Origin of the sequence: Streptomyces sp. NPDC088197, from assembly GCF_044741185.1 — a bacterium.
Classification (GTDB): Bacteria; Actinomycetota; Actinomycetes; order Streptomycetales; family Streptomycetaceae; genus Actinacidiphila.
The window spans coordinates 48305-62879 of sequence record NZ_JBIUSD010000003.1 but is presented as its reverse complement, the minus strand read 5'-3'; the positions used below and the strand labels follow the sequence as shown (position 1 = coordinate 62879).

Below are 14575 nucleotides of genomic sequence, written 5' to 3'. Positions count from 1 at the left end.
TCAGCCCCCCTGCACGGCGGTGAGGATTTCCACGCGATCACCATCGGACAGCGGCGTCGCCGCCCACCGGGCGCGCGGGACGACCGTCTCGTTGAGGGCGGCGGCCACGCCGGAGGCGGCCGGGGTGAGGTCGGCCACCAGGGCGTCGAGGGCGAGGGGCGCGGGCAGGGAGCGGCGCTCGCCGTTCACCAGGACCGTGATCGTCATACGGTCTGCTCCTCACGGGCGGCGGCGGCCGGGGGTCCGGATACCGGGAAGACGGGCACCGGGACGGCCGCGAAGCGGGAGGCGGCGAACGGCCGCGCGTACGCGGGCAGTTCGCCCGTGACCAGCGCCTCCGCCATGATGTCGCCGGTGATCGGGGTGAGCAGCACGCCGTTGCGGTGGTGGCCGGTGGCCAGCAGCAGGCCGTCCAGCGCGCCGCGGCCGAGGAGTGGAGCGTTGTCCGGGGACCCCGGCCGCAGGCCCGCCAGGGTCTCGGTGAGCGGCAGTTCGGTGATGCCGGGCACCAACTCGTGGGCGTCCCGGAGGAGTTCGTAGACCCCGCCCGCGGTCACCGTGGTGTCCCAGCCCAACTCCTCGCTGGTCGCGCCGAGTACCAGCTCCCCGTTCTCGCGCGGCACCAGGTACACATGGCTGCCGCGTACCACCGCCCGGACCGTACGGGACAGGAACGGCGCGTGGCCCGGCGGGATGCGCAGCCGCAGGATCTGCCCCTTCACCGGCCGTACCGGCGGCAGCGCGGCCTCGGGCACGCCCGCGATCCGGCCGCTGTCGCTGCCCGCGGCCAGCACCGTACGACCGGCCGTGACCGCCGTACCGTCGTCGAGCAGCGCGCCGACGGCCCGGCCGCCCGAGATCTCGACGCGGGCCACCGCCGAGCGGTGCAGGATCACACCGGCCAGCTCCGCGGCCCGCAGCAGCGCCGTGGCGAGACGGCGCGGGTCGACCTGGTGGTCGCCGTCCACCCGCAGTCCGCCGCGGACACCGGGGGCGAGCAGCGGTTCGAGGCGGCGGCAGTCCCGGCCGCTCAGCCACTCCGAGGGCAGGCCCAGCGAGGTCTGGAAGGCGTGCAGATCGCGCAGGTGCGCGCGGTCGTCGGCGTCCAGCGCGACGGTCAGGGTGCCGCAGGCGCGGAAGCCGACGTCGAGGCCGGTCGCCTCGGTCAACTCGGCCACGAAATCCGGGTATCGGCGCGCCGACGCCAGATTGAGGTCCAGCAGCGTCTGCTCGCCGTACTGCGATTCGGTGACCGCGGCCAGCATGCCCGCCGCCACCCGCGCCGCGCCGCCGCCGGGGTCCGGGTCGGCCACGGCGGTCCGCAGGCCGCGCTGCGCCGCCCGCCAGGCGGTGACCAGGCCGATGATGCCGCCGCCCACCACCAGGACGTCGTACGACGCCGCCGCGCGGGAACTCCGCGGCGCGGCCGTAGGAGCCGCCGGTCCGCTCGGCGCCGCCGGTTCAGGTGTACCCATCGAATACCGCCCTCCCTTCGCCGGAATGACCCGGATCAGGTTCGTACGGTCGGCGGCCGTCCAGCCGCCCTCTCAGCCCGGTGCGTCCGGGCTCCCGCGTGTTCTCTGGCCCCGACACCATATCCCCGCCCGCCGCCCGGGGGTGGCCCGGCGTCGTCGGCGGCCCGTACCGACTACCGTGAATCATGTGAACGACGTCGTGATTGTCGGGGCCGGGATGGCCGGGGTGCAGACGGCGGTCTGCCTGCGCGAGCAGGGCTGGCGGGACGGCATCGTGCTGGTCGGCGACGAGCCGCACCCTCCGTACGACCGCCCGCCGCTGTCGAAGGCGGTCCTGCTCGGCACGGCGGGCGAGGACACCGACGTCCGCTTCGACGTCGACTTCGACGCCCTGGACGTGGATCTGCGCCTGGGCGTACGGGCGCAGGGGCTGCGGCCAGGCGACCACGAGGTCGTCACCGACAAGGGCGGCCTGCGCTACGGCCGTCTCGTCGTCGCGACCGGCGCCTACCCCGTGGCGCTGCCCGGCACGGCGGGCCTGCCCGGCGTCCACCTGCTGCGCACCCTGGACGACGCGGCGGCGCTGCGCCCGGTGCTGGACGCCCACAAGGACGTCGTGGTGGTCGGCGCGGGCTGGATCGGCGCCGAATTCGCCACCGCGGCGCGGCAGGCGGGCTGTGAGGTGACCGTCGTGGAGGCCGCGGACCGGCCGCTGTCCGGCGCGCTGCCCGCCACCATCACCGGCCACATGCGGGCCTGGTACGCCGACGCCGGGGTACGGCTGCTCACCGGCACCGCCGTCGCCGAGGTCGAACCCGGCGCCGTGGTGCTCGCCGACGGCACCCGGCTGCCCGCCGCGGCCGTCGTGGTCGGCATCGGCGCCAGGCCCGCCACCGGCTGGCTGGCCGGTTCCGGCGTCGGCCTCGGCCCGGACGGCGCCGTACTCGCCGACGACCGGCTGCGCACCACCGCGTCCGACGTGTACGCCGTCGGCGACTGCGCGTCGTTCCCGTCCGCGCGCTACGGCGAGCGGCTGCTCATCCACCACTGGGACAACGCCGTGCAGGGCCCGCGGACCGCCGCCGCCAACGTCCTCGGCGGCGACGAGGCGTACGACCCGGTGCCGTACTTCTGGTCCGAGCAGTTCGGCCGCTTCGTGCAGTACGCAGGGCACCACACGGGCGCCGACACGATGCTGCTGCGCGGCGACCCGGCGAGCCCGTCCTGGTCGGTGTGCTGGCTGCGCGGCGGCGCCCTGGCCGCGCTGCTGGCCGTGGACCGGCCGCGGGACCTGGCGCAGGCCCGCAAGCTGGTCGCCCGCGCGGCGGTGCTGGACCCGGCGCTCGCCGCCGACCCGGCGGTGCAGCTCAAGTCGGCGGCCCTGCGCTGAGCGGGGCGTCCCGCTAACGGCGCAGTGCCGCAGCGGTTGTCGGCGGCGGGTGGCACCCTTGTCCTGTGACTGTTTTCTCGTCGGTTGACGCACACATTGACGCTCTCGTCCCCTCGTGGCTCACGCTGCCCGAGGTCGCGGAGCGGCTCGGACTCGACATCACCCGGATTCGCCCCCTCATCAAGGAGGGCCAGCTCATCGCGGTCCGCCGCGGTGAGAACAAGGTGCTCATGGTGCCCGCGGACTTCGTCGGCGAAGGCGCCATCACCAAGGGCCTGTCCGGCACGCTCACCGTGCTCAAGGACGACGGGTTCTCGGACGATGAGGCGCTGGAATGGCTCTTCACGCCCGACCCGAGCCTCCCCGGCACCCCCGCCCAGGCACTGCGCGAGAATCGCGGGACCGAGGTGAAGCGCCGAGCGCAGGCGCTCGCCGTGTAACCCGTACGCCTCAGGGGGAACCGCCCGCATGACGACCACCGCCGCCGCCACCGCCGTGGGCACCGCCCGTGACCGGCTCGCCGCCGCCCGGCTCTATCTGTGCACCGACGCCAGGACCGAGCGCGGCGACCTCGCCGAGTTCGCGGACGCGGTACTGAGCGGCGGGGTGGACGTCATCCAGCTCCGGCACAAGGGCATCGAGGCGGGGGCCGAACTGGCGGCCCTCGCCGTCCTCGCCGAGGTCTGCCGCAGGCACGGCAAGCTCCTCGCGGTCAACGACCGCGCCGACGTGGCGCACGCGGCCCTGGCCGACGTCCTGCACCTCGGCCAGGGGGACCTGCCGGTCCCGGCCGCGCGCGCCATTCTCGGCGACGAGGTGCTGATCGGGCGCTCCTGCCATGCCCCTTCCGAGGTGGACGCCGCCGCCGTGGAGCCCGGCGCCGACTACTTCTGCACCGGGCCCGTCTGGCCCACGCCCACCAAGCCGGGGCGTCCCGCCCCGGGGCTCGACCTGGTCCGGCACGCCGCCGGGCTCACGACCGACCGGCCCTGGTTCGCCATCGGCGGCATCTCCCTCGACAACATCGCCCAGGTCCGCGCCGCCGGTGCGCGCCGTGTCGTCGTCGTCCGCGCCCTCACCGAGGCCGCCGATCCCGCCGGCGCGGCCTCCGCCCTCCGCGCCGCCCTCGCCTGACACCTAGGCGGTGAGCATTCCCGGGGCCCGGCCCCTGGACGGTCCTCTCCCGCCGGCGGCAAGCCGATCCTTTCGGGGCGCGGCCCCGAGGCGGTCTTTCTGCCAGGGCGGCTGGCCGGTCTTTTCAGGGGCGCGGGGAACTGCGCGACCCGCCCCCACCGGGCTGTCAGCCCGGAAACAACAGCATCTGCCCCGCTGGGGCCGGTTCTCAAAGGCCCGCCACCGCCGTGGCCGAGCGCGCAGTTCCCCGCGCCCCTGAAAACCCGGCGTGCCGCCCCCGGCAGAGAAACCGCCCGGGCCCGCGCCCCCGGAAAACCCGGTGTGCCGCCCCTGGCAAAGGAACCGCCCGGGGCCGCGCCCCGGGGAAGGCGCGGGCATGGGCGCCAAGCCCACCCGGTGTCCAATCCGTGGACCGCCGGTGGCCAGGAAATGGACGTACGAGGTCATATCGCCCCGTCCGGTTACGGACGGTGGCCAGCCGGGGCTAGCCTTCAAGGCATGGCTTTGGGGACACCTTCCACGCGAACAGACCGGGCGATCACGATCCGTGAGCTCCTGGCGCGGGGCGAGCGCTCGTACTCGTTCGAATTCGCCGCGCCGAGGACGGAGAAGGGCGAGCGGACGCTGTGGAACGCGATCCGCAGGATCGAGGCGGTCGGCCCCACGTTCGTGTCGGTGACCTACGGCGCGGGCGGCTCCTCGCGGGAGGGCACGGTGCGGGCCACGGACCGGATCGTGTCGGACACGACGCTGACCCCGTGCGCGCACCTCACGGCCGTGAACCACTCGGTGGCCGAGCTGCGCAACATCATCGGTCAGTACGCGGACGCCGGAATCCGCAACATCCTGGCTGTGCGCGGGGACCCGCCGGGCGACCCGCTCGCGGAGTGGGTGCCGCACCCGGAGGGCCTGACGTACGCGGCGGAACTGGTCCGGCTGATCAAGGAGTCCGGCGACTTCTGCGTCGGCGTGGCCGCGTTCACCGAGATGCACCCTCGCTCCACCGACCCGGCCGAGGACACCCGGCACTTCCTGGACAAGTGCCGCGCGGGCGCCGACTTCGCCATCACGCAGATGTTCTTCGACGCGGAGGACTACCTGCGGCTGCGCGACCGGGTCGACGCGGCGGGGTGCAGCACCCCGATCATTCCCGAGGTCATGCCGGTCACCAACGTCCGGCAGATCGAGCGTTTCGCCCAGCTCGGCAACGCCCCCTTCCCCTCCGACCTGGCCGAACGCATCCTCGCGGTGCAGGACGACCCGGTCGCGGTCCGGGCGATCGGCATCGAGTTCACCACCGAGATGTGCCGCCGTCTGATGGCGGAGGACATTCCGGGGCTGCACTTCATTACTCTTAACCACTCGACAGCGTCGCTGGAGATCTACGAGAACCTCGGTCTGCACCAGCGGACGTGACCGGCTCGGTACAGTCGGCTCGGTCCAGTTAAGGAAGTGGGCGCATGGGCTACTCGGTGCTGTACGTCGCCTTCGGAATCGTCGCGCTGTGGCTGCTCGGTGAGGTACTGCTCCAGTACAAGGCGCGGCTGCGCTATCGCGTACTGGCCTTCGCCGGGTTCCTGGGCGTGGTCGTCGGCGTGTCCCAGCGCAATGTGATCATCATCGTGCTCGGCGCGCTCGCCTTCGGCGCGGGCCAGTCCTTCGTGACGCTCTCCTACAAGCGCGGCTTCTCCACCGGCTGGGCGCTCGGCGGGCGTCCCGGCTCCAGCCGCCGCCGCAGGAAGGGCGGGGTGACCGAGCCGGTGCTGGAGGTCAGCCCGGTCGAGGAGGAGTACCCGGAGGAATTCGCCGCCGCCCGGCAGCCGGGTCCGCGCGACGAACTCGACGCGGACGAGCCCGATCTGTTCGGCGGCGGGCGGCCGTTGGACTCCGGCCAGATCTACCAGCCGGTCCCGATGCACGAGGACAGCGGCGAATACCCGGTCTACGACGGCCAGTCGACGTACACCCCCGACCCGTACACCAGCGGCGGCTACGAGGGGTACGGCGCGCAGGGCTATGCGGGCTGGGGCGGCGAACCCCAGCCCGCGGCGGCCTCCTACGCCGGTGACGGCTCCGACCAGTCCGGCTGGGGCGGCCACGAGTACGGCTACGACCCGGGCGCCTACCAGGAGCCCGCCCCCGCCTCCTACGGCTACGACACCCCGGCCGGCGGCGGCGAGCCCTACCCGTACCCGTATCCCCAGCCGCAGCCGCAGCCGCAGCCGCGGTACGAGACCTACGGCGGTCAGCAGGAGCAGGAGCAACAGCCGCTGGGCAGCGACCCGTACGGCTACCCGTACCAGCAGCAGCCCGACCCGCAGGCGCAGCCGTACATCCCCCAGCAGCAGTACCAGTCGCCGTACGAGCAGCAGCAACCGCCCCAGCAGGAGCAGCAGCCGCAGTACGCCGACCCGTACGACCCCTACCGCTACTGAGAGTTCGCCCCGCCGCCCGGCCCGCTACCCGGCCTGGGTGCGGGCCGCGTGCAGCAGTGACGGCAGCCGGGCCGCCGCCGTGCCCAGGCCGTTGGGCGCGGCCCAGGTCTGGGCGGGCAGCACGGCGGCCACGTGCGGGAAGTCCCGCCGCAGCGTCTCCTCCTCGTAGCGGTGGCAGCCCTCGTGCCAGGTGAGGATGCCCGCCAGCCAGTCGCGCAGCTCCTGCGCGTAGCCGAGCAGCACCTCGCGCGCCGCGTCGTCGAGTGCGAACTCCTCGAAGAGCGTGGGCAGTTGGTTCTCGGTGATGTGCTGGAACTCCTGCATCCGCGCGGCCATCAGATCCCCGACCACGTCCATCGCCTCCTGCGGCGAGCAGTCCAGGAAATTCTGCACGACGAGCACCGCGTTGTGGATCTCCCCCTCGAACTCGATCTCCTTGCGGTACGAGAACACGTCGTTGAGCAGGCAGGCGAAGTCGGCGGCGGCCACCTCCATGGACTGCACGGGCCGCGAGCGGTAGACGGCGTCCGGCAGGGCGTCACCGTGGCCGATCCGCGACAGGCTCATCGTCAGGTCGGAGCCGAAGGTCTTGCGGCGCATCTCGATGTAGTCGACCGGGTCCGGCACCCGGTTCTGCTTCTGGTTGGCCAGCTCCCACAGCCAGCTCTCGCACATGTCCTCGACGGCGAAGCGGAATTTGCCCCGCGCGTCGGGGGACATCGGGCCCGCGGTGCGCCGCCACAGGTCCGCCAGACCCCGCTCCAGCGCGCTCACCGGCGTGGGCGCGGGCTCGTCGCCCAGCGGCATGAACAGCTTGAACCGCTCGGTGGCCAGCCGGGCCGCTCCGGTGTCGGGGGACCGGCCGAAGACCAGCGGGTAGTAGTCGTCGCCGTAGGTGCCCCAGGTCAGCCAGTCCGTGGTGAGGTTCAGCTCCTCCGGCGAGGCCGCCGGGTGGATGCCCGCCGCGCACAGCGCGAAGTCGTAGTCGGCGAGCTTGCGTTCGTTCCACAGCCCGCCGGGGACGGGGAAGCCGGGCTCCGCGCCGAGGATGCCCATCGCCCGGCCCCACTCCATGTTGTGCCGCCGGGCGGTGTCCAAGTGCGGGCTGAGCGTGGTCTCGAACGGCATGTGGATCTCGGCGCGCCGGACCGTGTCGGTGCGCTGGTGCGGGGCGTGCGAGAAGGACCGGGCGCGCTGCGGCAAGGTCGCGGCCAGCGAGTGCAGGATCTGCGCGGCCGAGGTGCCCAGGCCCGTCGGCCCGCCGATCGCGCCGCCGCCGATACCGGCGCCCGCGCCCACCGCGCGGGAACTGCCGTCCGCGCCGTTCATGTACCGGCTGGAGCGCATGTGCCACTCGTGGCCGCCCGACTGCCAGTCCTGGAGTCCCTTGACGTACGCGAAGACGCCGAGACGTTCCTGCGGGGTCAGGCCGAACTGCCCGAACAGCGGCTCCACTTCGGTGAGAGCGGTGTGCTCGAACTGGTGCAGCCGCGAGGTCAGCAGGTCGTTCACCCGGTCCGCTGCCTGCTGGGCGGTCAGATCGAGGAACCGCTCAAGGACCAGGACGGCGTTGGAGAGTTCGCCCTCTTCCTCGATCTCGCGCTGGTACGAGAACAGGTCGTTGCGCAGGTGCACGCTGTCCGCGAAGCAGTCGCGCAGCACCCGCATCGCACGGCTCCCGGCGATCCGCGCCGGTACCTCGGCGCCCGCCGCGTGCTCGATCAGATTCGCCGACCAGGGCGCGCCGCCCACCTTGCGGCGCATCTCGATGTACTCGATCGGATTCGAGACCCGGCCCGCGTTGATGTTGGACAGCTCCCAGAGCGACTCCTCCAGCAGGTAGTACGTGCTCTCGTGGAACCGCTCCCTGAAGTCCTGCGACATCGTCGGCACCGTGCGCGCCCACAAGTCCGCGAGCCCCGCCTCGACCTGGTTGGTCGGCTCCGGCACCGGCTGTCCGGGATCCACCGGCATGAAGGCGGGCAGCCGGTCCAGGTACGCCTTCGCGCCCTGCATGTCCTGGCTGCGCTTGAAGATGTCCAGGAAGTGGTCGTCGAAGAAGAACACCCACACGTACCAGTCGGTGACCAGGTCCAGTTCGGGACCCGACGCGTCGGGATGGGTGTACGCGCACAGCAGCGCGTAGTCGTGGGCGTCGTAGTCCGCCTCGTCCCAGATCCCTGAGCCCTCGATCATGTCCATCTCGCGGGCCCACGCCTTGGAGTGCTCCCTGGCCCGTTCCAGGTGGGGGTTGAGCCGCGCCGGATACGGCACGTAGAACTGCGGGAGTTCGAAGGGCTGCGGCATGCTTCGTACGGCCTTCCGCTCGGTGATCACGGGCCGCCGTTCACGCTAGGCGGCCACCGCGCGCCCCCGGAGCGCCCACCGGGCTTTTCCGTCCGATCGGTTGAATCCGGGCGGTGGTCCGCTTAAGGATCTTCGCGGCGGTAACGGGGGCGGCAAGAGGCGGACAGCGGACGGGAATCCGTCGAGCGAGCCGTCAACGAGCGCGCGGCGCACGCCCGTTCACCGGCTGCCGCCGGGCCCGCCCATGATCAGGTCCGCCACGATCGCGCCCGACATGCCCGCGTGCGGCAGTCCGCCGCCGGGGTGGGCCCAGCCGCCGACCCGGTAGAGACCGGGCAGCGCGTCGGCGTTGGGGGAGCGCAGCAGTGAGCCGTGCGCGCCCGCGAGCGCGGGCGCGGGCACCGAGCCGCCCGGTGCGCCGGTCTCGCGTTCCGTGTCCGCCGGTGTCCGCACGATCCGCCACAACTCCCGCTCCCGCAGGCCGGGTACGGCCGCCTCCGCGGCGGCCACCGCCCGCTCGGCGACGGCGTCGGCGGCGCCGGGAGCCGTCCAGTCCAGGCCGGCCCGGCCGTGCGGCGGCACGGTCACCCTCACGGTGACCGCCTCGTGCCCGTCGTCCGGGCGCAGCGCGGGGTCGTCGGGCCGCAGCACCGTCACCGTGGGGACGGCGTCCGTGGTGCCGGGGGAGTCGAACGCCCAGGTCAGCGCGCGTTCGCGGTCCGGGGCGTGCACGACCGTACGGTGCACGGCGTCGGCCGGGCGCGCGCCGCGCAGCGCCAGGTGGACGGTGAGGACGCCCCGCGGGTGCCGCGGGCCCCAGTCGGGCAACTCGTCCTCGGACTCCCAGGGCAGCACGTGGTCCCGGTAGAGCGCGGGCAGCGGCGCGCCCGCCACCACGAAGTCGGCCTCCGCCGTACCGCTGTCGGCCAGTTCCACCCCGGCGGCCCGGCCGTCCTTCTCCAGCACCCCGGTGACCTCGGCGCCGAACCGGAACTCCACCTTCCGCGCCAGACAGCGCGCGTACACCGCGTCCGCCAGCGCCCGCAGCCCGCCGGGCACGTACCAGACGCCGAAGGTCTGCTCCACGTACGCCAGTACGGTCGCGGAGGCGGGAGCGGTGCGCGGGTCGAGGCCGTAGTCGAGCGGATAGCTCTCCAGCAGCGCGGCCAGCCGGGGGTCGCGCAACTCGCCGTCCGCGACGGCGGACAGGGTCCGCGCCTGCGCCGCGCGCCGCAGCAGACCGCGCTTCCCGGCCGCCGGATACGGATCCTCGCGCAGCGCGGCGGTCGCCCCGGACACCGCGTCCTCCAACAAGGGCCTGCGAGTGGCCTCCCAGGCTTCCCGGGCGCGCAGCATGACCTCGCTCCACCGCTCGCCGTTCCCGGCCCCCAGAGCGCCGTCCAGCGCCTCCATGACCCCGGAGCGCGACGCGTTGGGCAGCGTCAGATCCGTACCGTCGGCGAAGACGTGGCGGGCGGCCGGATCGGCCTGCGCCAGACCGACGGACTGTTCGAGCGACTCCCGGCCGGTCTTGACGAACAGATCGCGCTGCACGGCGGGCAGCAGCAGGAGACCGGGGCCGGTGTCGAAGGCGAAACCGTCTCTCTCGACCCGGCCCACACCGCCGCCGTACGTCGCCGACCGCTCGTGCACCACCACCCGGTGGCCGCCGATGGCGAGCCTGGCCGCCGCCGCCAGCGAGCCCATACCCGCGCCGATCACCGCAATCCGTGCCATGGCAGGGACTGTATCGAAGGCCGCCCGACAGGCTCTCAGGTGGGCGCCGGGGTGCCGTTCCGGTTCTTGCGCTCCCTGCGCTCCCTGCGGCGGCGCAGCGCCCGCCGGATCCGGGACAGCAGCAGGAGCACGACGGTCATGCCGAGCACCAGCAGCACCGCCGCGATGATCGCGGCGGGCAGCGGATGGAAGAGCGCGAAGGTGACGATGCTCGCGACGCCCAGGTCCTCGGCGAGGCTGACCACGATATTGCTCGCGGGCTCGGGCGAGGTGTTCACCGCCAGCCTCGTGCCCGCCTTCACCAGATGGCTGGCCAGCGCCGTGGACCCGCCGACCGCGCCCGCCGCCAGCTCCGACAGCGAACCCGACTGCCCGGCCAGCAGCGCCGCCACCACCGCGCCCGCGACCGGCCTGATCACCGTGTGCACGGCGTCCCACGCCGAGTCCACGTAAGGGATCTTGTCGGCCACCGCCTCGCAGAGGAACAGGGCGGCCGCGATCAGCAGCACATCGGTGCGCTGGAGCGAGAGCGGCACCTCGTCGGTGATACCCGCCCTGCCCATCACACCGAGCAGCAGCACGACGGCGTAGGCGTTGATCCCGCTCGCCCAGCCGCTGGTGAAGACCAGCGGAAGTACGGACATGCGCGGGACTCTAGCGAACCGCGCCCACTGTCACCGAGTGAAATCGCGCGGTCATGAGTATCCGTACCTAGACGCGCGGTTGAGTACGTTCGCGGATGGGGCGTCGGCCGGGAAACCGGAAGAGTGGGGACCGCGGACGGGCTTCGGTGCCAGAACCGCCGACACGGGGCGGCGGAAGTACACCGGTCCGTACGTGAACGGGGGGCGCACGGGGGAGGCGCTGTTCTGGCACGGACCTGCGGGGGACCGGACCCTGCCAGAACAGCGCACCCGCGGACCGCTCACTGGCGCGCCGAACGCCCGCCGACCCTGCCCTGGAGCAGCCGGGACAGCGCCGCGTGCACCTCGTCGATACCGCGCTCCGGCTGGAACGCCTGCCAGTCCAGCGCGGCGACCAGCACCATCCCGAACAGCGCGGACGCCGTCAGCGGTACGTCGATCTCGTCGTTCAGCTCACCCGCCGCCACGGCCTCGCCCAGCACCTTCTCGACCACCGCCACCGCCTCCTGACGCAGGATCATCAGCGTGTCCTGCCAAGCGCGGTTGGTGCGCCACAGCTCGGCCACGTAGAGCTGCGTGAAGGACGGGTAGCGCACGATGAAGTCGAGCCCCGCGTGGATCATCGCGTCCAGCGCGTCGACCTTGCCGCCGCCCTTGGCCTCCGCGTCCTGCGCGGCCTCGCGCAGCGAGACGGTCAGCAGACCCACGCCGTGCCGCAGCAACTCCTCGAACAGGTCGTTCTTGCTGGCGAAGTTGTAGTAGACGGTGCCCTTGGCGACCCCGGCCCGTTCGGCGATCTCGTCGACCGTGGTGGCGGAGAAGCCCTGTTCGGCGATGAGGGTGACGGCGGCCTCGTACAGCTTCTGACGAGTGGCCTGGCGTCGTGCGGTGGTCATGGTGCCGATTCTGCCTGTCCGGCGTCCGGCATGTTCACCGGGCACGTTCACCCGGCGGATTCCGGCCACCGCGCCAATGTCCCGTTTTCGGGCGTTACCCCAGGTCAGGACCGATTGTCAGTGGTAGCCCCCACTATGGGTGGCATGGAGAAAGGAGGCTCGCCATGGCAGCTCCCGTAAGCGACATCCATCCTGTGCTGCGCCGCGCCACCGCGTCACCCGCCGCCCTTGACCTGCTCACCCAGGCACACCTCGGCCTCGAAGAGGCCGCCGTCCTGGAAACTCCGAACGAGCGCTACGCCACCGCCCACCTCGCCGCCCTGCGCACCGCCGCCGCGGTGCTCGCGGTACGCGGCCGACCCGAGCCCGCCCCGCGCCGCCGCCAGCGGATACGCACCGCCTGGGAGGTGCTGCCCGAGGTCGCGCCCGAACTGGCGGAGTGGAGCGCCCTGTTCGAGGCGGGCGCGGCCCGCAGGGCCCGCGCCGAGGCCGGCATAGCCGGAGCCGCGGGCCCCCGCGACGCCGACGACCTGCTGCGCGCCGCGACCATGTTCCTGCGCCTGGTGGAGCGCATGCTGCTCCTCCAGCCCGCGCTCGCGGGCAAGCCGCCCCTGGTCCCGGCCCCCGCGGCCGCGGAGCCACCCCGCAGACGCGCCAACTGACACCCGGCCGCGCGCGGCGGCCCCGTCGTCCTGGTCACGCACGAGCACCTGGACCACGACACCCGGCCGCGCGCGCGGCGGCCCCACCTCGGCCGGGGGCTCTAGAGTGGAGCCGCCCGATGTGACCAGCCCCTGCGAGGAGCCGCGCGCCATGTCCCGTCAAGGAGGGGTGGACCCGATGCGCCCCCGTGCCAGTCTGCGTACCGCCGTGGTGTGGGAGGTCCTCAAGGACGCTCTCGAACGGCGGGCCAAGACCGCGGACACGGCGGCACTCGACGTCCTGGACACCGGCGGCGGCACCGGCAACTTCGCGGTGCCCGTCGCCCGGCTCGGCCACCGCGTCACCGTCGTCGACCCCAGCCCCGACGCGCTCTTCGCACTGGAGCGGCGAGCCGCCGAGGCCGGGGTCACCGACCGGGTCAGCGCCGTCCAGGGCGACACCCACGGGCTGCCCGACATCGTGCCCCGCGCGAGCTGGGACATGGTGCTGTGCCACGGCGTCCTGGAGTACGTGGACGACCCGGCGGAGGCCGTGCGCAACGTGGTCGGAGCCCTCCGCCCCTCCGGCGCCCTCAGCCTGCTCGCGGCGGGCCGCGGCGGCGCCGTACTGGCCCGCGCCCTCGCCGGGCACTTCGCGGAGGCCCAGCACGCCCTCGGTGACCCGGACGGCCGATGGGGCGACGGCGATTCGCTGCCCCGCCGCTACACCGCGGACCAGCTCACCCGGCTGGTCACCGACGCGGGTCTGCGGGCCGCCGCCGTGCACGGCATCAGGGTCTTCGCCGACCTCGTCCCCGGCGTTCTGGTCGACACCGAGCCGGGCGCCCTGGAGGCGCTGCTGCGGCTGGAGCTGGCAGCGGCGGAAGAGCCCGGATTCCACTCGGTGGCCACCCAGCTCCACGTCCTCGGCGAGCGCGGCTGACGGACCCCGCGAGACCCCCGGAAGGACCTCTTCCGCTTCACCCGCCCCCGCCACCGGCCGGAGTAGTCGGTCACAGGCCCCCCGTACCGCCATTGCTGACCGTATGCTGGCATGACGTAACGGCGGACGGGGAATGAAGCCCCCGTCGGATTGGCGTAGTGGGGCGGGTTTCATGGGGGCGAATCCCTGCCTATCCTGAAAGGGTCGGACCGGTCGCCCCCCTGCGACCGACGAGTAGGAGGACTCCGTGCCGCTCTCGGAGCACGAGCAGCGCATGCTCGAGCAGATGGAGCGAGCGCTGTACGCCGAAGATCCCAAGTTCGCGTCGGCGCTTGAGGGAAGTGGGCTGCGCACGTACACCAGGCGGCGTGTCTACCAGTCGGTGGCGGGCTTCCTGGTCGGTATCGCGCTGCTCATGGGCGGCATGATCGCCAAGCAGCCCTGGATCAGTGTGGTGGGCTTCCTGGTCATGCTGGCCTGTGCGGTGCTGGCCGTCACCGGCTGGCGCAAGGCGGGCAAGCCGGGCGAGGCGGCGCCCGCCGCCGGGGTTCCCGGTGCCCCCGGCGCACCCGGCCGGCGGCTCAGCCGCCGCAACCAGGCCAAGCGGGGCAAGGTCATGGACCGGATCGAGGAGCGGTGGCAGCGCCGCCGCGACGAGCAGCAGGGTGGCCGCTAGAGGGTCACTTCCGCCAGCACGGCGCACCGTCCGAGGGTCCCGCACCCTCCCGGCGGTGCGCCGATCTTTTTGCCCCCCGTGCGCCCACCTGTCGCCGTGCGGCGAGCCGATCCCTGAGGGTCGCGGCCCCTGAGGCCGTGCCGGCGCGAGGCATGTGCCCGGAGGGGCGCTGGGGGGCGCCTCCCAGCGTTAGCTGGGGGAGGAACCGCGCGGTCCGCCGCCGGCCGCGCTGAGGAACCGCGCGGTCCGCCGCCGGCCGCGCTCCCGCAGGTCACCACCCGCTCCGGCGGGGCAGTC

14 protein-coding genes and 1 riboswitch are annotated in these 14575 nt (G+C 73.3%); of the genes, 8 read left to right on the top strand and 6 right to left on the bottom strand.

What is annotated here, in order from left to right; genetic code table 11:
* A complete protein-coding gene (gene thiS / locus ACIOC1_RS08795; RefSeq protein WP_355334176.1) occupies positions 1-207 on the bottom strand; it encodes a sulfur carrier protein ThiS in 207 nt (68 codons plus the stop codon).
* Complete coding sequence (gene thiO / locus ACIOC1_RS08790) at positions 204-1475, bottom strand: glycine oxidase ThiO (RefSeq protein ID WP_401714721.1); 1272 nt, start codon at positions 1473-1475, stop codon at positions 204-206. Before thiO ends, thiS begins: the two co-directional genes overlap by 4 nt.
* Positions 1471-1583, bottom strand: a riboswitch (TPP riboswitch). (Overlaps the previous gene by 5 nt.)
* Positions 1584-1692: 109 nt before the next feature.
* Between thiO and ACIOC1_RS08785 the strand changes: the two genes are divergently transcribed.
* The 5 genes from ACIOC1_RS08785 (at position 1693) to ACIOC1_RS08765 (ending at position 6434) form a co-directional block, all read left to right on the top strand.
* Entirely contained in the window at positions 1693-2865 is a 1173-nt protein-coding gene (locus ACIOC1_RS08785) for an NAD(P)/FAD-dependent oxidoreductase (RefSeq protein WP_401304991.1), read from the top strand.
* A gap of 65 nt (positions 2866-2930) precedes the next feature.
* Positions 2931-3305 carry an Rv2175c family DNA-binding protein gene (locus ACIOC1_RS08780; protein ID WP_355334168.1) on the top strand — a complete coding sequence of 125 codons (375 nt, stop codon included), beginning with the start codon at positions 2931-2933 and terminating at the stop codon, positions 3303-3305.
* A gap of 28 nt (positions 3306-3333) precedes the next feature.
* Positions 3334-3999: a thiamine phosphate synthase gene (thiE, locus tag ACIOC1_RS08775; protein ID WP_401852867.1), complete on the top strand. Its 666-nt coding sequence runs from the start codon at positions 3334-3336 to the stop codon at positions 3997-3999.
* A 498-nt stretch (positions 4000-4497) separates the two neighbouring features.
* Entirely contained in the window at positions 4498-5415 is a 918-nt protein-coding gene (gene metF, locus ACIOC1_RS08770; RefSeq protein ID WP_355334163.1) for a methylenetetrahydrofolate reductase [NAD(P)H], read from the top strand.
* A 44-nt stretch (positions 5416-5459) separates the two neighbouring features.
* Positions 5460-6434: a hypothetical protein gene (locus ACIOC1_RS08765; protein WP_401852864.1), complete on the top strand. Its 975-nt coding sequence runs from the start codon at positions 5460-5462 to the stop codon at positions 6432-6434.
* Between the two features lie 24 nt (positions 6435-6458).
* Here the strand turns inward: ACIOC1_RS08765 and ACIOC1_RS08760 are convergent, their stop codons facing one another.
* The 4 genes from ACIOC1_RS08760 to ACIOC1_RS08745 all read right to left on the bottom strand — a co-directional run bounded on the left by ACIOC1_RS08760 (position 6459) and on the right by ACIOC1_RS08745 (position 12018).
* On the bottom strand, positions 6459-8741 hold the full coding sequence (locus ACIOC1_RS08760; RefSeq protein ID WP_401853615.1) for a germacradienol/geosmin synthase: 2283 nt from the start codon (positions 8739-8741) through the stop codon (positions 6459-6461).
* Between the two features lie 219 nt (positions 8742-8960).
* Positions 8961-10478 (bottom strand): phytoene desaturase family protein, encoded by a 1518-nt coding sequence (locus ACIOC1_RS08755; RefSeq protein WP_401852861.1) that lies wholly within the window; start codon positions 10476-10478, stop codon positions 8961-8963.
* A gap of 35 nt (positions 10479-10513) precedes the next feature.
* The gene (locus ACIOC1_RS08750; protein WP_355334153.1) at positions 10514-11122 is read right to left on the bottom strand and encodes a DUF4126 domain-containing protein; all 609 of its coding nucleotides are present in this window, start codon (positions 11120-11122) and stop codon (positions 10514-10516) included.
* A gap of 281 nt (positions 11123-11403) precedes the next feature.
* Positions 11404-12018, bottom strand: a complete 615-nt coding sequence (locus tag ACIOC1_RS08745) for a TetR/AcrR family transcriptional regulator (protein WP_355334150.1) — start codon at positions 12016-12018, stop codon at positions 11404-11406.
* A gap of 164 nt (positions 12019-12182) precedes the next feature.
* Here ACIOC1_RS08745 and ACIOC1_RS08740 point away from each other — a divergent pair, with 164 nt between their 5' ends.
* The 3 genes from ACIOC1_RS08740 to ACIOC1_RS08730 all read left to right on the top strand — a co-directional run bounded on the left by ACIOC1_RS08740 (position 12183) and on the right by ACIOC1_RS08730 (position 14278).
* Entirely contained in the window at positions 12183-12680 is a 498-nt protein-coding gene (locus ACIOC1_RS08740; RefSeq protein WP_401852858.1) for an SAV_6107 family HEPN domain-containing protein, read from the top strand.
* A gap of 151 nt (positions 12681-12831) precedes the next feature.
* Positions 12832-13602, top strand: a complete 771-nt coding sequence (locus ACIOC1_RS08735) for a methyltransferase domain-containing protein (RefSeq protein WP_391043951.1) — start codon at positions 12832-12834, stop codon at positions 13600-13602.
* A 247-nt stretch (positions 13603-13849) separates the two neighbouring features.
* Complete coding sequence (locus ACIOC1_RS08730) at positions 13850-14278, top strand: DUF3040 domain-containing protein (protein ID WP_355334142.1); 429 nt, start codon at positions 13850-13852, stop codon at positions 14276-14278.
* Positions 14279-14575 lie beyond the last annotated feature (297 nt).